The following is a 17560-nucleotide window of genomic DNA, read 5'->3' on the forward strand; positions in this document are numbered from 1 at the left end:
TCCCTACGATGGCGCGGTGACGAGTACTGCGCCCGAAGCCCGGCAGGGCCAAGACGCCGGGGAACCGCACGGCGAAGAGCCGGCCTCCTGGCAGCAGCGGCTGCGCCGCTTCGGCCATTCGCCCCGGCCCGGAATCGGGCTGCGTGAACGGCTGGTTCCGCCGTACACCCGGCCCGGCGCCCAGTTGTGGGCGGTGCTCGGGATCTCCCCGCCCCTGGCCGAGCGCCTGGTGCGGTGGTCCGCCTGGGGCGGTCCGCTGCTGGTGGCGCTGGTCGCCGGGGTGCTGCGGTTCTGGAACCTGGGCAGTCCGCACGCGCTGATATTCGACGAGACGTACTACGCCAAGGATTCCTGGGCGCTGATCAACCAGGGGTACGAGGGCAACTGGCCCAAGGACATCGACAAGCTGATCCTGGACGATCCGTCGAGGGTGCACGTCCCGGTGGATCCGGGCTATGTGGTGCACCCGCCGGTCGGCAAGTGGATCATCGGGATCGGTGAGCAGATCTTCGGTTTCACGCCGTTCGGCTGGCGGTTCATGGTGGCGGTGCTCGGCACGCTGTCGGTGCTGATGCTGTGCCGGATCGGGCGGCGGATGTTCCGCTCGACGTTCCTGGGGTGCCTGGCGGGCACGCTGCTCGCCTTCGACGGTCTGCATTTCGTGATGAGCCGCACCGCGCTGCTCGACCTGGTGCTGATGTTCTTCGTGCTGGCGGCGTTCGGCGCTCTGCTGATCGACCGCGACTGGGCGCGGCGCCGCCTGGCCGCCGCGCTGCCGGTCGACGAGGAGGGTGTGCTGCGCCCGGATGCCGGGGTCGCGGAGAATCTGCGGCTGGGCCTGCGTCCGTGGCGGCTCACCGCCGGCCTGATGCTGGGGCTGGCCTTCGCCACCAAGTGGAACGGCCTGTACATCCTGGTCGGCTTCGGTCTGATGACAGTGCTGTGGGATGTGGGCGCGCGACGGACCGCGGGTGCGGTCCGCCCGTACACGGCGGTGCTGAAGCGGGATCTGCTGCCGGCGTTCGTCTCGACGGTCCCGGTCGCGATCCTCACGTATCTCGTCTCCTGGACCGGCTGGATCGTCACCGACAAGGGCTACTACCGGAACTGGGCCGAGACCGACGGCAGGGGCGGCAGCTGGACGTGGTTGCCGGACTGGCTGCGCAGCCTGTGGCACTACGAGTACCAGGTCTACGAATTCCATGTGAATCTGACGTCCGGCCACACCTACCAGTCCAATCCCTGGAGCTGGATCGTGCTCGGCCGGCCCGTCTCTTATTTCTGGGCGGAGCAGCATGGCTGCGCGGCTTCGGAGACCGGCAAGTGCTCCCGCGAGGTGCTGGCCATCGGGACGCCGCTGCTGTGGTGGGCGGCGTGCTTCGCCCTGGTGTACGTGCTGTGGCGCTGGTTCTTCCGGCGCGACTGGCGGGCGGGGGCGATCGCCTGCGGTGTGGCGGCGGGCTGGCTGCCCTGGTTCCTCTACCAGGAGCGGACGATCTTCCTCTTCTACGCGGTGGTGTTCGTGCCGTTCCTGTGTCTGGCGGTCACGATGATGATCGGCGCGATGCTGGGTCCGGCGGCAGGTACCGGGTCCAAACGGGAACTGGGCCTGGTGACCGGCGATCCGTCGGGGGAACGGCGGCGGACGCTGGGGGCGATCGCGGCGGGCGTGCTGGTGCTGCTGATCATCTGGAACTTCATTTACTTCTGGCCCATCTACACGGGCACGCCCATTCCCGACGGGTCCTGGCGGAACCGAATGTGGCTGGATACCTGGATTTGACCGGCACACCTTGATTTGCCGGCATATTCATGCCCCACGTATCGCGTTCCTATAACAACCATCTCGACTGTCACCACCGTCCCGTAGTGTGCCCGGCAGCATCCCCTTGAACGCGTTCAAGGGGAACTCCTGGGGAGGGGGACTGCAGTGATGCGCAGTGGAGCGAAGGTTGCGATAGTCGGCGGAGCGTTCGCGGTCGTGGTCGGCGGGGTGGGCTACGGGGCGTACAACGTCCTGAACGGCCTGAACGGCGGTGGCGGCGACGGCACGGACAGCAAGTCCGCCTCCGCCGAGGTGAAGACGGGGCCGGTCACCAAGGCGGAGATCGACGACGCGTCGAAGAAGTTCCTCAAGGCCTGGGCGAGCGGGGACGCGGCCGCCGCGTCCCGGCTCACCAACAACGCGGCCGAGGCCGAACCGGCGCTGACCGGCTACCGCGAGAGCGCCCATGTCACCAAGGCGGTGATCACTCCGGGCCCGGCGGTCGGCACGAAGGTGCCGTACAGGGTGAAGGCGACCGTGTCGTTCGAGGGGAAGTCCAAGCCCTGGTCGTACTCCTCCGAACTGACCGTGGTGCGCGGCCTGACCACCGGCAGGCCCCTGATCGACTGGGCGCCCACCGTGATCCACCCGGATCTGACGGCCGGTGCGTCGCTCAGGACGGGTGAGGCGTCGACCCCGTCGATCGAGGCCGTCGACCACAACGACAGGGTGCTCACCAAGGAGAAGTACCCCTCCTTGGGGCCGATCCTGGACGCACTGCGCGAGAAGTACGGGGAGAAGGCCGGCGGCACCGCGGGCATCGAGACCTGGATCGAGAGCGCGGACGCGGGCGGCCCGGACAAGACCCTGCTGACCCTCACCAAGGGCAGGCCGGGCAAGCTGCGGACCACACTGGACGCGGACGCCCAGGCGGCGGCCGAGGTGGCCGTGAAGAAGTTCAGCCAGGCCTCGGTGGTCGCGGTCCGGCCGTCCACGGGCGCGATCCGCGCGGTCGCCAACAATCCGGCCACCGGATTCAACGCGGCGATGCAGGGCAAGCAGGCGCCCGGTTCGACGATGAAGATCGTGACGGCGGCGATGCTGATCGAGAAGGGCCTCGCCTCGGCCAACCAGAAGATCGAGTGCCCGCCGACCGCGACGTACTACAACCGCACCTTCAAGAACCTGGACGACTTCTCCATTCCCGACGGCACTCTGACGACCAGCTTCGCCCGGTCCTGCAACACCGCCTTCATCAAGCTGATCGACGACGCGAAGGATGACGCGGCGCTCGCCAAGGAGGCCCGCGACGTCTTCGGCATCGGCCTGGACTGGAAGACCGGCATCCTGTCCTTCGACGGCAGCGTGCCCGAGGAGACCGAAGGCGAGGCGGCCGCCCAGTACATCGGTCAGGGCACGATCCAGATGAACGCCCTCAACATGGCGTCCATCACCGCCACCGCGAAGAACGGCACCTTCCGCCAGCCGATCCTCGTGGACCGGGACCTGGACGGCCGGCAGCTCGCCACCGCCTCCCGGTCGCTGCCCACGTCCGTCTCCCAGCAGATCACCAACATGATGCGCCAGACCGCGAGTTGGGGCACCGGAAGGGCCGCGATGGCCTCGGTCGGCGGCGACAAGGGTGCCAAGACGGGCTCGGCGGAGGTGGACGGCCAGGCCACGTCCAACAGCTGGTTCACCGGCTTCAGCAACGACCTGGCCGCTGCGGCGGTCGTCCAGTCCGGCGGCCACGGCGGGGACGCGGCGGGACCGGTGGTGGCGGCGGTACTGCGAGCGGGGTCGTGAGGCGTCCGCCCGCGGGGCCGTGGGCGCGATCGGAGGGGTGGCGGACGGCAAGGTGGTCCCGCGTGCGTGGAACCCCGTCGCGTGCCCCGTACCGCGTTCGCTAGCGTGCAGGCCATGAGCACTCCCGACACCACCGCTGCCGAAGCCCATCCCCGATTCGCCGAGGCCCTGCGGGAGCTGGGGCTACAGGTCGAGATCCGCCGGTTCCCGGAGGCCACACCTACGGCCGCCGAGGCCGCCGCCGCGATCGGCTGCGAGCTCAGCGAGATCGTCAAGTCCCTGATCTTCGAGGCCGACGGCGTCCCGGTGCTGGTCCTGGTGGACGGCTCCTCGCGCGTCGATGTCGAGCTCGTACGCAGGGAGCTGGGGGCCGGGAAGGTCAAGCGGGCCGGGGCCGACCTGGTCCGGGAGACGACCGGGTACGCGATCGGTGGCGTGCCGCCCTTCGGGCACCGTACGAGGACCCGGGTGCTGGCAGACCGCGGTCTGCTGGACCACGATGTGGTGTGGGCGGCGGCGGGCACCCCGCACACCGTCTTCCCCCTCGACCCCAAGACGCTGATCGGGCACGCCGGCGGAACCGTGGTGGATGTGCGCGAGCAGTCCCAGTGACGCCGCTGGTCGCGTTCGCCGTCCTGATCGCCGCGGTCACGCACGCCAGTTGGAACGCGATCGCGCACGCGGTCAAGGACCAGCTTCTCTCCTTCACCCTGATCTCCGGATGCGGGCTGCTGTTCTGCGTGCCGCTGGCCTGCTTCGTTCCCTTCCCGGCCGCCGGGGCGTGGCCGTATCTCTTCGCCTCGGCCGTGCTGCACGTGGCGTACATGCTGCTGCTGATGCGCTCGTTCACCCTGGGCGACTTCGGCCAGATGTACCCGATCGCCCGGGGCACGGCCCCGCTGGTGGTGACCGTCCTTGCCGCCGTGTTCGTCGGTGAACGACCCGACGCCTGGGCCACGGCGGGCGTCGCGGTGGCCTCGGTGGGGCTCGTCGGGCTCGCCCTCTGGGGCATCCGGGGCTCCGGCACACGCCCGGACTGGCCGGCGCTGCTCGCCGCCGTCGCAACCGGTCTGACCATCGCCGGATACACCACGGTCGACGGGGTCGGGGTACGCGCCTCCGGCACCTCGCTCGGCTATATCGCCTGGCTGCTCATCCTGCAGGGGATGGCCATCCCGGTCTACGCGCTCTACCGCCGCCGGGGCGAACTCGCCGCCCAGCTGAAGCCGTTCGTCGCGCGCGGGCTGCTGGGGGCGGTCCTGTCGGTAGTGGCGTACGGCCTCGTCCTGTGGGCCCAGACGCAGGCGGCACTGGCCCCGATCGCGGCGCTCCGCGAGTCGTCGATCATCGTCGGCGCGGCCATAGGGACGGTGTTCTTCAAGGAACGGTTCGGCGCGCCGCGCATCGCGGCGGCGGGGCTGATGGTGGTCGGTATCGGGCTGATGCTGCACACGAGTTGAGTACGGCGGGGGCCGGCGGCGCCACGTACGCGGGCGGGGGCCGGCGGCGCCACGTACGCGGGCGGGGGCCGGCGGCGCCACGTACGCGGGCGGGGGCCGGCGGCGCCACGTACGCGGGCGGGGCCCGGGGCACCACCGACGCGGGCGGGGCCCCGGGCGCCTCACACGCGGGCGGCCCCTACTCCTGCGAAACCGCCTGCCGGAAGCCCGAGTTCACCGCGGTCAGCCCGCCGTCCACGCGCAGTGTCGTCCCCGTGATCCAGGCCGCGTCGCGCGAGGCGAGGAAGGCGACGGCGGACGCGATGTCGTCCGGCTCGCCGACCCGGCCGAGCGGGTAGAGGCCGCTCACCCGGGACAGTTCCGCGTCGCGGCCCGCCCAGGCGTCCGTGCGGATCGTGCCGGGTGCGACCAGGTTGACGCGTACGCCGCGCGGCCCCGCATGGCCCGCGAGGGTGCGGGTCAGGCTGCCCAGGCCCGCCTTGGCCGCACTGTAGGCGTGGTTGCCGAAGTCCTGTTCGCCGTTGACCGAGCCGATGTTGACGATCGCGCCCCGGCCGGAGGCCACCAGGTGCGGGAGGGCGGCGCGGGCGCAGCGGTAGGGGCCGCTCAGTGTGATGTCCAGGTCGCGCTGCCAGACCTCGTCGGGCTCGTCCTCGAAGAGCGGGGTGTCGGGGGTGCAGGCGTACGCGTTGTTCACCAGCACGTCGAGGGAGCCGAAGGCGGCGACGGCGTGCGCGACCGCGGCCTCGACCGCGGCCCGGTCGCCCACGTCGCAGGGCAGCGATTCGGCTGTCGCACCCGTCTCGCGTATCTCCGCGGCAGTGCGTCCGGCACGGTCGCCGTCCAGGTCGGTGACCAGGACGCGCGCGCCCTCCGAGGCCAGCCGGCGGGCCGCGGCCGCACCGATGCCCTGGCCCGCTCCGGTGATGAGTACGCCGTATCCGTCGAACCGTGAACCAGCAGAGGAAGGAGGAGTCATAGCGCCGACCGTACTGCCCTGACCAGGGCCTGGGCACGAGGGTCGGCGGTGACTCCCTTCTGCAGACCGTTCGTCACATAGCCCAGCGCGATACCGGATTCGGGGTCGGCGAATCCGAGCGAGCCGCCCCGCCCGGGGTGGCCGAACGAGCCGGGGGCAAGCAGCGGGGCCGCCGGGCCGTGCAGCATGTAGCCGAGGCCGAAGCGGGTGTTGACGACCAGGACCCGGTCCGGGCCCGCCGACTCCTCGGTGCGGGCGAGGGTGAGCGTGGCCGGGGCGAACAGGCGGTGGCCGTCGACCGGGCCGATCATCGCGGCGTAGCAGCGGGCCAGGGCGCGGGCGGTGGCGATGCCGTTGGAGGCGGGGAGTTCGGCCACCCGGTAGCCGGGGTCGTTCTCGTCGGGGAGGGGGTCGATGGCCCCGAAGGCGCGGCGGGTGAGGGACTCCGGGTCGCGGTACGCCTCGACGACGGACCGCTTGGGCCGCATCCGCAGGGCGCCGCCGTTGCCCGCGTCGGCCGACGGTTCGACGGGCCCGATCCGGCCCACCCGGTGCGCCTCGTCCGGCGGGAGGCCGAACCAGAAGTCCAGGCCGAGCGGGCGCGCGATCTCCTCGGCGATCCAGCGGCCGACGGTGCGGCCGGTGACCCGGCGCACCAGTTCGCCTATGAGCCAGCTGTAGGTCTGGGCGTGGTAGCCGTGGTCGGCGCCGGGTTCCCACTGGGGGCGCTGGGCCGCGACGGCCTGCGGTCCGGAGATCCCGTCGGCCGCCTCGGAGGGGGTCAGCGGGCAGTCGAGGGCGGGGATGCCGGCCCGGTGGGCGAGGAGGTGGCGGACGAGCACACGTTCCTTGCCGGCCGCCTTGAACTCCGGCCAGTACGTGCCGACCGGGGCGTCGAGGTCGACCTGGCCGCGCTGGTGCAGCATCAGCGGTACGGCGGCGGCGATGCCCTTGCCCGCCGAGCGGACGATCTGCACGGTGTCGACGGCCCACGGTTCGACGCCGTCGACGTCTCTCGTACCGGCCCACAGATCGACGACCTTGCGCCCGTCCCGGTAGACCGCGACGGCCGCGCCGCGTTCGCCGCGCTGCTCGAAGTTACGGACGAAAGCATCCCGGACCGGTTCGAATCCGGCCGCCACCGTGCCCCGTACGTCCACACCTGCTCCTGCGCTCCCGCTCATCCCCCCATGGTGCATCCCTCCGCAGGCAGGACGCGTGGCGGGTCACCCCATGTTCACAGACACGGAACGCGGATCGAAGCCGAAGGGCAGCTCCAGACGGTGGCTGCGCATCAGCTCCTCGTCGCAGAGCAGATCCTGGGTACGGTCGTCGGCGGCGATGACGCCCTCGCTCAGGACGACCGCGCGCGGGCAGAGCTCCAGGGCGTACGGCAGGTCGTGCGTGACCATGAGCACGGTGACGTCCAGGATCCGCAGGATGTCGGCGAGCTCACGCCGTGAGGCCGGGTCCAGGTTGGAGGACGGCTCGTCCAGGACGAGGATCTCCGGCCGCATGGCGAGGACGGTGGCGACGGCGACGCGGCGGCGCTGGCCGAAGGAGAGGTGGTGGGGCGGCCGGTTCGCGTACTCCTCCATGCCGACCTGCCGCAGGGCCTCGGTGACGCGTTCCTCCAGTTCGGCGCCGCGCAGCCCGGAGGCGGCGGGGCCGAAGGCGACGTCCTCGCGGACGGTGGGCATGAAGAGCTGGTCGTCGGGGTCCTGGAAGACGATGCCGACGCGGCGGCGGATCTCGGCGAGGTTGCGCTTCTCGACCGGGAGACCGGCGACCCGGACGGTGCCCGCACCGGCGTCGAGGATGCCGTTGAGGTGGAGGACGAGGGTGGTCTTGCCGGCTCCGTTCGGGCCGAGGAGGGCGACGCGTTCGCCCCGGGCGACCGTCAGGTTCACCCCGAAGAGCGCCTGGTGGCCGTCGGGGTAGGCGTAGGCGAGGCCGCTGACTTCCAGGGACGGCGCGGGGGCGGTGGGCAGGCTCATACGGTCCATCCCAGCAGACAGATGACGAGGGCGAGTACGGGGAGTACCGAGGCATACGCCCACTGGGTGCGGGAGGCCGTCACCTCGTCGATGACCGGCATCGAACCGGCGTAGCCGCGGCTGACCATCGCGAGGTGGACGCGTTCGCCGCGCTCGTACGACCTGATGAAGAGCGCGCCCGCCGATTTGGCCAGGACACCCCACTGGCGTATCCCGCGTGCCTCGAAGCCGCGGGAGCGGCGGGCGATCGACATCCGGCGCATCTCGTCGGTGATCACATCGCCGTACCGGATCATGAAGGAGGCGATCTGGACGAGCAGCGGCGGCAGCTTGAGCCGCTGGAGGCCGAGCAGCAGCGAGCGCAGTTCGGTGGTGGAGGCGAGGAGCACGGACGCGGCGACGCCGAGGGTGCCCTTGGCCAGGACGTTCCAGGCGCCCCAGAGGCCGGGGACGCTGACGGAGAGGCCGAGGACGTGGGTCTGCTCACCGGGCACCACGAACGGCATGAGCAGCGCGAACGCGACGAACGGCACCTCGATGAGCAACCGCTTGAGCAGGAAGCCCGCGGGAATGCGGGCGAGGGCGGTGACGGCGCCGATCAGTACCGCGTACAGCGCGAACGCCCACACCGCCTCGCGCGGCGTCGAGACGACGACCACGACGAAGCAGAAGGCGGCGGCGAGCTTGCAGTGCGGCGGCAGGTCGTGGACGGGCGAGTGCCCGTGCCGGTAGAGCCTGTGTGCATGACCTGCGCCCATGTCAGACGGCTTCCTTGGTGTGCGGGGTACCGGCGGGCGCGTCCGGCGTGCGACGGCGGCGGACCACGTAGAAGACTCCGCTGCCGACCACGATCGTGGCACCGACACCGATCACTCCGGCGAGGCCGCCCGAGATCCGGGCGTCGGAGATGTCCTTGACGCCGTAGTCGGCGAGCGGGGAGTCCTTGGCGGCGTGCTTCTCGGTCTTCTTGTCGATGCCCTGGTCGGCGGCGACCTTCTCCAGTCCGTCGGGGTTCGCGGAGGCGTAGAAGGAGACGAAGCCCGCCAGGACGAGGGCGGTGACCAGGCCGGTGGCCCAGATTCCGCGGGTGGAGCGGGCGGCGACCGGGGCGACGGGCTGCCGGGCGGGAGCGTCGACGAGCTCACCGTCGACCCGGAGCTTGAGCGGGGCGGTCAGTCCTCGGGCGCCGTGGACCAGATCAGGGCGTACGGCGACGACGGCACCGACGGTCAGCGCGGTGATCACGGCCTCGCCGATACCGATGAGGACGTGGACCCCGACCATGGCGGTGAAGACCTTGCCGATCGGGATGTCGGTGGTGCCGCCGATCCAGTAGATCAACGTGAAGACGCAGGCCGCGGCCGGTACGGAGACCAGGGCGGCGACGAAGGACGCGGCCGTCATGGAGCGGCGGGTCCGCGGCAGCACGCCGGCCAGCCCGCGGAAGAGGGCGTACGCGACGACGGTGGTCGTGATGCCCATGTCGAGCACGTTCACGCCGAGCGCGGTGAGGCCGCCGTCGGCGAAGAGGATGCCCTGCATGAGCAGTACGACGGAGATGCAGAGCACCCCGGTGTAGGGCCCGACCAGGATCGCGGCGAGCGCCCCGCCCAGCAGATGCCCGCTGGTACCCGCCGCGACCGGGAAGTTCAGCATCTGCACGGCGAAGATGAACGCGGCGACGAGACCTGCCAGCGGCGCGGTGCGTTCATCCAGTTCCCGGCGGGCGCCCCGCAGGCTGACGGCGACCGCACCCGCGGCGACGACTCCGGCGGCGGCGGAGACGGGTGCGTTGATGAATCCGTCGGGTACGTGCATGGGGGAGGCTCCGCTTCCTGCGATCCTGCGTTGCTGCGGACGGTGTCGTGAACCGCTCAATGATAGGGCCTTGTTGCAAACCCTTCGCAAGAGCGGGTGCGTCACAGCTGGCCTCGCCGCGCTCATTGCGGAAAACGTGGGACATTGGATGGCAAAGCGGTACATAGAGGAGGAGTCGACCCATGCCCCCCGTGATCCATGAACAGGTCGAAGCCTGGCTCGTCAATGACACCCCTGACCTCCCGGCGGTGCCGGTCGATCTGCTGTACGACGCCGACGACGACCCGCGTACCGTCCATGTCGCCTTCCCCGGCGGCACCGACTGGGCGTTCGGCCGCGATCTGCTGGAGCGCGGGCTGCGTTCCCCCGCCGAGCGCGGCGGCATCCGGGTGTGGCCGTGCGGACGGACGCAACTGGTCGTGGAGCTCCACTCGAAGGAGGGCGTGGAGGTGGTGCAGTTCGACAACGCGCCACTGATCCACTTTCTGCACCGCACACACGACGAGACCGCCGGTCCCGCGCGCATGACACACACCCATGCATGACGCACACGCATGACGCACACGCATGACAGAAGCCCCCGTGCCGCTCGCACGGGGGCTTCTGTCATTGCCCCGGTCCCCCGTCCCCACAGGTAACCGGCGCATCCGGGGCCGCGCTCCGCTCAGACGCGGACCCCGGAGGCTCTACGGCCCGGGCCGTGCGGCTCGGACACGGGCCGGGCCCGGCTCAGACGCGGGCCAGCTCACGCTCGCCCTCGGCGTCGGGCGTCTCGCCGAGCTCCTTGCGCAGCCCCTCGCCCTCCACGTCCACGTTCGGCAGGAGCCGGTCCAGCCACCGCGGCAGCCACCAGGCGCGCTTGCCGAGCAGGGCGAGGACCGCGGGCACGATCGCCATCCGGACGACGAACGCGTCGAAGAAGACGGCGATGGCGAGCGAGAAGCCGATCATCTTGATCATCTGCTCGCTGGAGCCGATGAAGCCGGAGAAGACCGCCATCATGATCACGGCCGCGGCCGTGACGACCCGGGCGCCGTGGTTGAAGCCGGTGACGATCGCCTGGCCGGGCTTCTCGCCGTGGACGTACGCCTCGCGCATCCGGGTCACGAGGAAGACCTCGTAGTCCATGGCGAGACCGAAGACCACACCCACCATGAAGATCGGCATCATGGACATGATCGGGCCGGTCTGTTCCACGCCGAAGAGCGAGCCGAGCCAGCCCCACTGGAAGACCGCGACGACCGCGCCCAGGGCCGCGACGACCGAGAGCAGGAAGCCGAGGGCCGCCTTCAGCGGCACCAGCACCGACCGGAAGACCACCATCAGCAGCAGGAAGGCCAGGCCGACGACGAGCGCCAGGTATGGCAGCAGCGCGTCGTTCATCTTCTGCGAGAAGTCGATGTTCATCGCCGTGGAGCCGGTGACCAGGACCTCGGCGCCGGTGTCGGACTTGATGTCCTTGCCCGAGTCACGGATCGCGTGGACCACGTTCTCGGTCTCGGTGGAGCTCGGCCGGTCCTTCGGGATGACGGTGATCATCGCGGTGTCGCCGGCCTTGTTGAACTGGGCCGGAGTGACGGCGACGACGCCCGGGATGCCCGAGATCTCGTCGGAGACCTGCTTGGCGGCGGTCTTGCCGTCGGAGCTGTTCGCGGTGTCGACGACGACCATCAAAGGCCCGTTGAAGCCGGGGCCGAAGCCGTCGGAGAGCAGGTCGTAGGCGCGCCGCTGGGTGGTGCTGGTGGGCTGGGAGCCGTCGTCGGGCAGGCCCATCTCCAGGGACGCGGCCGGGACGGCGATCGCGCCGAGGCCGATGACTCCGACCAGCAGCACCCACACCGGCTTGCGCAGCACGAACCGCGCCCAGCGGGTGCCCATGTTCGGCTTCGCCTCGGGCCGGATCGAAGCCTCGGCGGCCTTGCGCGCCTTGCGTCCCATGACCCGCTTGCCCGCGAAGCCCATCATGGCCGGGACCAGGGTGAGCGCGATGAGGACGGCGATCGCGACCGTGCCGGCCGCGGCGAAGCCCATCTTCGACAGCATCGGAATGTTGACGACGGCGAGGCCGACCAGCGCGATGACGACGGTGAGACCGGCGAAGACGACCGCGGAACCGGCCGTGCCGACGGCCCGTCCGGCCGCTTCCTCGCGCTCCCGGCCCTCGGCCAGTTCGGCGCGGTAGCGGGAGACGATGAACAGCGCGTAGTCGATGCCGACCGCGAGGCCGATCATCATCGCGAGGGTGGAGGTGGTGGAGCCCAGGTCGAGTACGTTCGCCAGTGCCGTGATCGTCGAGACACCGATGCCGACCCCGATCAGGGCGGTGAGCAGCGGCAGCCCGGCGGCGATCAGCGAGCCGAAGGTGATGACCAGCACCACCGCGGCGATCGCGACACCGATGATCTCGGTGGCCCCGGTCTCCGGCATCACCTGGAGCGCGTCACCGCCGATCTCCACGGTCATCCCGCTCTTCTGCGCCGTGTGGCCCGTGTCCTGAAGGGCGTCCCGGGTCGCGTCGGTCAGCTCCATCGAGTTGACCTTGTAGGACACGGAGACGTACGCCGTGGAGCCGTCCTTGCTGACGGCGTTGCCGGTGTACGGGTCGGTGACCGAGGCGATCTGATCCGAGCCGGACTTCAGCTCGCCGGCGAGCTTGTTCACCTCGGCCTTGTTCGCCGGGTCCGTCATCTTCTGGCCGTCGGGGGCCTTGAAGACCACCCGTGCGGTCGCGCCGTCGGCACTGGAGTCGGGGAAGCGCTGTTCCAGCAGGTCGAAGGCCTTCTGCGCCTCCGTACCCGGGATCGAGAAGGAGCTGGAGGTGGCGGTGGACGCGGACGCCGCGCCGAATCCGGCGAGTGCCAGCAGTGCCACCCAGATCAGGGCGACATAGCGGCGGCGCCGGAAGGCGAGCCGTCCGAGTTTGTAGAGGAATGTGGCCACGGGGGCGTACTCCCGGTCAGGTCGTGTGAGTGGAAAAGGGCGTGAGGAACCAGCCCGACGACGAGAGCGGCGTGTCAGGTGGGGCTTGGGGAGGGGCCGTGCGAAGGGGACGGGAGGGGTCAGACTCCGAGAGCGGGGAGAATCACGGAGTCGACGTAGTCGGTGAGGAACGCCTGGTCGACGGCGCGGTCCTCGACCAGCTGCCGAGCGGTGAAGGCACCGATCAGCATGTGCGATACATATTTCAGCGCCGGATGGTCCGGACGCACTTCACCCCGGTCCACGGCTCGGCGCAGCAGCGTGTTGAGGCCGGTCATCTCCGGCTCGATCAGCAGTTCGCGCAGGGCCTGGAGCAGATCGGGATTGTCGTGGACGGCATGGCTCAGACCCCGCATCAGCGCGGAGTTCTTCTCCATCTGGCAGTCGTCCGTACGGCTCAGTGCGGCGTGGAAGTCGCCGCGCAGCGATCCGGTGTCGATCTCCGCGAGGGACACCGGCTTGTTGTGCCGCAGGGCCTTGACGACCAGCTCGGGCTTGCTCCCCCACTGGCGGTAGAGGGTGGCTTTGCTGGAATGGGTGCGGGCGGCGATGGCGTCCATGGTCAGGGCGTCGTAGCCGACCTCGCGGAGCAGGTCGAGCACGGCGGCGTACAGCTCGCTCTCACGCTCGGGCGTGAGCCGGGTGCGCGCCATGTGTCGACCTCCTCTTCGCATCTCCGTTCGTGACTCTCGTACAGCAGTCCATCGAACGAAACTGTTTCGTACACATCGACGCTACCTCGCCCGCCCAGCGAAACGAAATCGTTTCGCTTGTGTTCCGCACCACAAGTTGCCGGGGCCCTCTCGCGCGGAAAGCATTGAAGGGTGAGTGACGACGTCGCGTATCTCCGTTTCCCGCACCTCCACGAGGATCTGCTCTGCTTCGCGGCCGAGGACGACCTCTGGGTCGCTCCCCTCGCCGCCGAGGGGCAGCGGCCCGGCCGCGCGTGGCGGGTGACCGTCGACCGGACCAGAGTCAGCCATCCACGGTTCTCCCCCGACGGGAGCCGTATCGCGTACACGACCTGGCGCAGCCTCGATCCCGAGATCCATCTCGCGCCGGTCGAGGGCGGCCCGGCGCGCCGGCTCACCTACTGGGGATCGACGGACGCCCGGGTCTGCGGCTGGACCCCCGATCCGGGGGACGCCTCCCAGATCCTTGCCGTGTCCTCGCACAACCAGCCGTTCTCGTACTTCTCCTGGGCGTACAGCGTCCCCACGGACGGCAGCCCCGGCGGCAAGCTGCCCTGGGGGCCGGTCTCCGACCTCGCGGTCGCCGACATCGACGGCGAGCGGCGCACCCTGCTGCTCACCGGCAAGCCGCCGCACGAGCCGGCCGCGTGGAAGCGGTACCGGGGCGGCGCGATGGGGCGGCTGTGGCTGCACGGCAAGCGGCTGCTCCCGGACATCGGCGGCAATCTCGACTCACCCATGTTCGTCGGCGGCCGGATCGCGTTCCTCTCCGACCACGAGGGCGTCGGCAATCTCTACTCCTGCCGGCCCGACGGCACCGATCTGCGCCGCCATACGGACCACGACGCCTTCTACGCCCGGCACGCGTCCAGCGACGGCCACCGGGTCGTCTACCAGTGCGCGGGCGATGTGTGGCTGGTGGACGACCTGGCGCCGGACGCGGTGCCGCGGAAGCTGGAGGTACGGCTCGGCGGGCCGCGCGCCGGACGGCGTCCGTACCAGGTGCCGGCCGCCAGCAACGTCGACTCGCTGTCCGTGGACGAGACGGGCCGGGCCAGCGCCGTCACCGTACGCGGCAGCCTGTACTGGCTCACCCACCGCGACGGCCCCGCCCGGACGATCACCGACACCCCGGGGGTCCGGGTCCGGCTGCCCGAGATGCTCGGCAGCGGCGGCCAGGTCGCCTACGTCACGGACGCGGACGGCGAGGACGCGATCGAGATCTCCTACCTGCCGCGCGCCAGCGGCGACCGCGAGCCGCGCCGGCTGGCCTCCGGACAGGTCGGCAGGGTCCAGGAGCTGATCGCCGACCCGGACGGCGAGCGCCTGGCGATCGCCACGAACGACGGGCGGCTGCTGCTCCTGGACACGGACGAGGAGGAGTCCACCGGCGAGCCCACCGAGCTGATCCGCTCCGTCAACGGACCGGTCCGCGATCTGGCGTTCTCACCGGACGGCGCCTGGCTGGCCTGGTCGCACCCCGGGATCGGCCGTTCGCTGCGCCAGATCAAGCTGGCGCGCATCCTGGGGTCCGGCGCTCCGGTGATCGCCGATGTCACCAACGGCCGCTTCGAGGACGAGAATCCCGTCTTCACGGGCGACGGGCGCTACCTCGCCTTCCTCTCCTGGCGCGGTTTCGACCCGGTGTACGACGTCCACACCGGGGACCTCTCCTTTCCGCTGGGCTGCCGCCCGTACCTGGTGCCGCTCTCCTCGGCCACGCCCTCCCCGTTCGCCCTGTCGCCGGAGGGGCGCCCGGCGGCGGGCGGTCTCGATCCGGCGGACGACGTTCCCGACGCCGGTACGGGCGAGGGGCCGTCGACGGTCACGGTCGAGTTCGAGGGGCTGGAGAACCGGGTGACACCGTTCCCGGTCTCCGCGTCGAAGTACTCGGCCCTTCATCCGGTGAGCGGCGGCGGGCTCGTCTGGCTGCGCTGGCCGATCTCGGGCGCGCTCGGCGAGACGTTCGCCAACCCGGCGGACATGTCCGGCCGCCCCACGCTCGAACACTTCAACATCTCCAAGGCCAGGAAGACCGAACTCGTCGGCCATCTGGACTGGTTCGCGGTCAGCGGCGACGCGACGCGCCTGGTCGTCATGGACGAGGGCGAGCTGCGCGCCGTCCCCGCCACCGAGATCGGCGACAGCGACTCGACGGTCTATATCGACCTGCGCCGCATCCTGCACGAGGTCGACCCGGGGGCGGAGTGGCGGCAGGCGTACGGGGAGGGCGGCCGCATCATCCGCTCGTACTTCTGGGAACCGGACATGTGCGGCGTCGACTGGGACGGCGTGCTCGACCAGTACCGCCCGCTGGTCGAACGGGTCGCCTCCCCCGACGAGTTCGCCGATCTGATGCGCGAGGTCCTGGGCGAACTGGGCACCTCGCACGCGTACGTGGCACCGGCCCGCCGCAACGAAGGCCCGCCGCACTACCAGCGGGCGATCGGGCTGCTCGGCGCGAACCTGGTCTTCCGGGACGGCGACTGGACGATCCGGCGCATCCTGCCCGGCGACTCCTCCGACTCCAAGGCCCGTTCCCCGCTGGCCGGTACGGGCATCCGAGCGGGCGCGGTCCTCACCCATATCGACGGCCGCCCGGTCGACCCGGTGACGGGCCCGTACCCCCTCCTCGCCGCGGCGGGCGGCACCACGGTCGAGCTGACCTTCCGCCCGCCCGTCTCCCCCCACCACCCTTCTGACGAAGGCCCTTCGGGCCCCTTGATTTCCGGTGGCGAGGCCCACTCCCGCCGGGTCGCGATCGTCCCCCTGGTCGACGAACGGCCTCTGCGCTACCAGGACTGGGTGGCCAAACGCCGTGAAGTCGTACGGGAGTTGAGCGGCGGCAAGTGCGGGTATCTGCACATCCCCGACATGGGCGGCTCGGGCTGGGCCCAGTTCAACCGGGACCTGCGCATGGAGGTCTCCCGTCCGGCCCTGATCGTCGACGTACGCGGCAACGCGGGCGGCCACATCAGCGAGTTGGTGGTCGAGAAGCTCACCCGCACGATCCTCGGCTGGGACCTGACCCGCAACGCCCAGCCGGTCTCGTACGCCTCCAACGCCCCCCGGGGCCCGGTGGTCGCCCTGGCCGACGAGGCGACGTCCTCCGACGGCGACATGATCACCGCCGTGTTCCGCCTGCTGAAACTTGGCCCGGTGGTGGGCCAGCGGACCTGGGGCGGCGTGGTCGGCATGACCGGCCGGCACCGGTTGGGCGACGGCACGGTGATCACGGTGCCGATGAACGCGGCCTGGTTCGATGTGTACGGCTGGTCGGTGGAGAACTACGGCGTCGAACCGGACCTGGAGGCCCTGCGCACCCCGCTCGACTGGGCCGAGGGCCGGTACGCGGTGCTGGACGACGCGGTACGGGTGGCCCTGGACCTCCTGGCCGCGCACCCGGCGGCGACCCCTCCGACATACGACTCGGTCCCGAACCGCCAACGCCCCCCGCTGCCACCGAGGTAGACCGGCGAACCGCTTCCGGGGGCGCCGCCCCCGGACCCCGGCTCCTCAATCGTCGGAGGAGCTTGATTGTGCCGCGTACGGCGCGCAATCCAGCCAATGCTCGCTGAAATAAGCCTCGCCGGCGTATGAGACGAAACCAGCCCCGCCGGCGTTTGAGGCGCGGGGCCTGGGGCGGAGCCCCGGTCAAACCAGCCCCGCCGGCGTTTGAGGCGCGGGGTCCGGGGAGAAGCCCCTCCCGACCCCCGCCACGCGAAAGGGCGCACCCGGTCACCCGGGCACGCCCCTCACAGACAACGCGCAGAGTCGCGAATCGCGTCAGCGGTCGAACTTCTCGCGGACGTCGTGCGTCGCGCCCTGGGCCTTGTCACGGCCCTGCTGCGACGTCTTCGAGGCCCGCTCGGACGCGTCCTGCGTCCGCTCCCGGCCCTCCTGACGGCCCTCGTTCGCCTTCTTCTTCGCCTGGTCGGCGAGCTCCTGCGCCTTGTCCTTGAACTGGTCTGCGATACCCATGCTGTTCACTCCTAGTGGGTGCGTGGGGGACGGCCCGTAAGGGCCTCGACCAGAGTTACACGCCCCGACATTCACCGCATTTC

14 protein-coding genes are annotated in these 17560 nt (G+C 70.7%); 6 read left to right on the forward strand and 8 right to left on the reverse strand.

Going from position 1 to position 17560, the window contains the following annotated elements:
- The first annotated feature begins 16 nt into the window (after positions 1-16).
- From ACGFU7_RS40050 to ACGFU7_RS40065, 4 genes are all read left to right on the forward strand, one after another.
- Positions 17-1783, forward strand: a complete 1767-nt coding sequence (locus ACGFU7_RS40050; RefSeq protein ID WP_393702878.1) for a dolichyl-phosphate-mannose--protein mannosyltransferase — start codon at positions 17-19, stop codon at positions 1781-1783.
- Between the two features lie 150 nt (positions 1784-1933).
- Positions 1934-3571, forward strand: coding sequence for a penicillin-binding transpeptidase domain-containing protein (locus ACGFU7_RS40055; RefSeq protein ID WP_393702880.1), 1638 nt, complete (start codon positions 1934-1936; stop codon positions 3569-3571).
- Between the two features lie 114 nt (positions 3572-3685).
- On the forward strand, positions 3686-4183 hold the full coding sequence (locus ACGFU7_RS40060) for a YbaK/EbsC family protein (RefSeq protein WP_393702882.1): 498 nt from the start codon (positions 3686-3688) through the stop codon (positions 4181-4183).
- A complete protein-coding gene (locus ACGFU7_RS40065) occupies positions 4180-5031 on the forward strand; it encodes an EamA family transporter (protein WP_393702884.1) in 852 nt (283 codons plus the stop codon). The genes ACGFU7_RS40060 and ACGFU7_RS40065 overlap by 4 nt, the downstream gene beginning before the upstream one ends.
- 178 nt (positions 5032-5209) lie before the next feature.
- On the opposite strand, the gene ACGFU7_RS40070 is transcribed toward ACGFU7_RS40065, so the two are convergent.
- The 5 genes from ACGFU7_RS40070 to ACGFU7_RS40090 all read right to left on the reverse strand — a co-directional run bounded on the left by ACGFU7_RS40070 (position 5210) and on the right by ACGFU7_RS40090 (position 9825).
- Complete coding sequence (locus ACGFU7_RS40070) at positions 5210-6010, reverse strand: SDR family NAD(P)-dependent oxidoreductase (protein ID WP_393702886.1); 801 nt, start codon at positions 6008-6010, stop codon at positions 5210-5212.
- The gene (locus ACGFU7_RS40075; RefSeq protein WP_393702929.1) at positions 6007-7170 is read right to left on the reverse strand and encodes a serine hydrolase domain-containing protein; all 1164 of its coding nucleotides are present in this window, start codon (positions 7168-7170) and stop codon (positions 6007-6009) included. The genes ACGFU7_RS40070 and ACGFU7_RS40075 overlap by 4 nt, the downstream gene beginning before the upstream one ends.
- A 66-nt stretch (positions 7171-7236) precedes the next feature.
- Positions 7237-8007: an energy-coupling factor ABC transporter ATP-binding protein gene (locus tag ACGFU7_RS40080; protein ID WP_393702888.1), complete on the reverse strand. Its 771-nt coding sequence runs from the start codon at positions 8005-8007 to the stop codon at positions 7237-7239.
- Positions 8004-8765, reverse strand: a complete 762-nt coding sequence (gene cbiQ, locus ACGFU7_RS40085) for a cobalt ECF transporter T component CbiQ (protein ID WP_393702889.1) — start codon at positions 8763-8765, stop codon at positions 8004-8006. The genes ACGFU7_RS40080 and cbiQ overlap by 4 nt, the downstream gene beginning before the upstream one ends.
- A gap of 1 nt (position 8766) precedes the next feature.
- On the reverse strand, positions 8767-9825 hold the full coding sequence (locus tag ACGFU7_RS40090) for an energy-coupling factor ABC transporter permease (RefSeq protein WP_393702890.1): 1059 nt from the start codon (positions 9823-9825) through the stop codon (positions 8767-8769).
- Positions 9826-10007: 182 nt separating this feature from the next.
- On the opposite strand from ACGFU7_RS40090, the gene ACGFU7_RS40095 reads away from it, so the two are divergent.
- Positions 10008-10370 (forward strand): SsgA family sporulation/cell division regulator, encoded by a 363-nt coding sequence (locus tag ACGFU7_RS40095; RefSeq protein WP_393702892.1) that lies wholly within the window; start codon positions 10008-10010, stop codon positions 10368-10370.
- A gap of 184 nt (positions 10371-10554) precedes the next feature.
- On the opposite strand, the gene ACGFU7_RS40100 is transcribed toward ACGFU7_RS40095, so the two are convergent.
- Both ACGFU7_RS40100 and ACGFU7_RS40105 read right to left on the reverse strand, forming a co-directional pair.
- Positions 10555-12765: an MMPL family transporter gene (locus tag ACGFU7_RS40100; protein ID WP_393702893.1), complete on the reverse strand. Its 2211-nt coding sequence runs from the start codon at positions 12763-12765 to the stop codon at positions 10555-10557.
- Between the two features lie 119 nt (positions 12766-12884).
- Positions 12885-13457 carry a TetR/AcrR family transcriptional regulator gene (locus ACGFU7_RS40105; protein ID WP_393702895.1) on the reverse strand — a complete coding sequence of 191 codons (573 nt, stop codon included), beginning with the start codon at positions 13455-13457 and terminating at the stop codon, positions 12885-12887.
- A gap of 171 nt (positions 13458-13628) precedes the next feature.
- Here ACGFU7_RS40105 and ACGFU7_RS40110 point away from each other — a divergent pair, with 171 nt between their 5' ends.
- Positions 13629-16967 (forward strand): S41 family peptidase, encoded by a 3339-nt coding sequence (locus tag ACGFU7_RS40110; protein WP_393702897.1) that lies wholly within the window; start codon positions 13629-13631, stop codon positions 16965-16967.
- A 315-nt stretch (positions 16968-17282) separates the two neighbouring features.
- On the opposite strand, the gene ACGFU7_RS40115 is transcribed toward ACGFU7_RS40110, so the two are convergent.
- Positions 17283-17477 carry a hypothetical protein gene (locus ACGFU7_RS40115; RefSeq protein ID WP_393702898.1) on the reverse strand — a complete coding sequence of 65 codons (195 nt, stop codon included), beginning with the start codon at positions 17475-17477 and terminating at the stop codon, positions 17283-17285.
- Positions 17478-17560: the final 83 nt, after the last annotated feature.

This window comes from Streptomyces sp. NPDC048473 (assembly GCF_043200155.1).
In the GTDB taxonomy this organism is placed as follows: domain Bacteria; phylum Actinomycetota; class Actinomycetes; order Streptomycetales; family Streptomycetaceae; genus Streptomyces.

Coding starts and splice junctions, on each gene's coding strand:
- ACGFU7_RS40055 (WP_393702880.1), top strand. CDS start 1,934: ATGCGCAGTGGAGCGAAGGTTGCGATAGTCGGCGGAGCGTTCGCGGTC.
- ACGFU7_RS40060 (WP_393702882.1), top strand. CDS start 3,686: ATGAGCACTCCCGACACCACCGCTGCCGAAGCCCATCCCCGATTCGCC.
- ACGFU7_RS40070 (WP_393702886.1), bottom strand. CDS start 6,010: ATGACTCCTCCTTCCTCTGCTGGTTCACGGTTCGACGGATACGGCGTA.
- ACGFU7_RS40080 (WP_393702888.1), bottom strand. CDS start 8,007: ATGAGCCTGCCCACCGCCCCCGCGCCGTCCCTGGAAGTCAGCGGCCTC.
- cbiQ (WP_393702889.1), bottom strand. CDS start 8,765: ATGGGCGCAGGTCATGCACACAGGCTCTACCGGCACGGGCACTCGCCC.
- ACGFU7_RS40090 (WP_393702890.1), bottom strand. CDS start 9,825: ATGCACGTACCCGACGGATTCATCAACGCACCCGTCTCCGCCGCCGCC.
- ACGFU7_RS40095 (WP_393702892.1), top strand. CDS start 10,008: ATGCCCCCCGTGATCCATGAACAGGTCGAAGCCTGGCTCGTCAATGAC.
- ACGFU7_RS40105 (WP_393702895.1), bottom strand. CDS start 13,457: ATGGCGCGCACCCGGCTCACGCCCGAGCGTGAGAGCGAGCTGTACGCC.
- ACGFU7_RS40115 (WP_393702898.1), bottom strand. CDS start 17,477: ATGGGTATCGCAGACCAGTTCAAGGACAAGGCGCAGGAGCTCGCCGAC.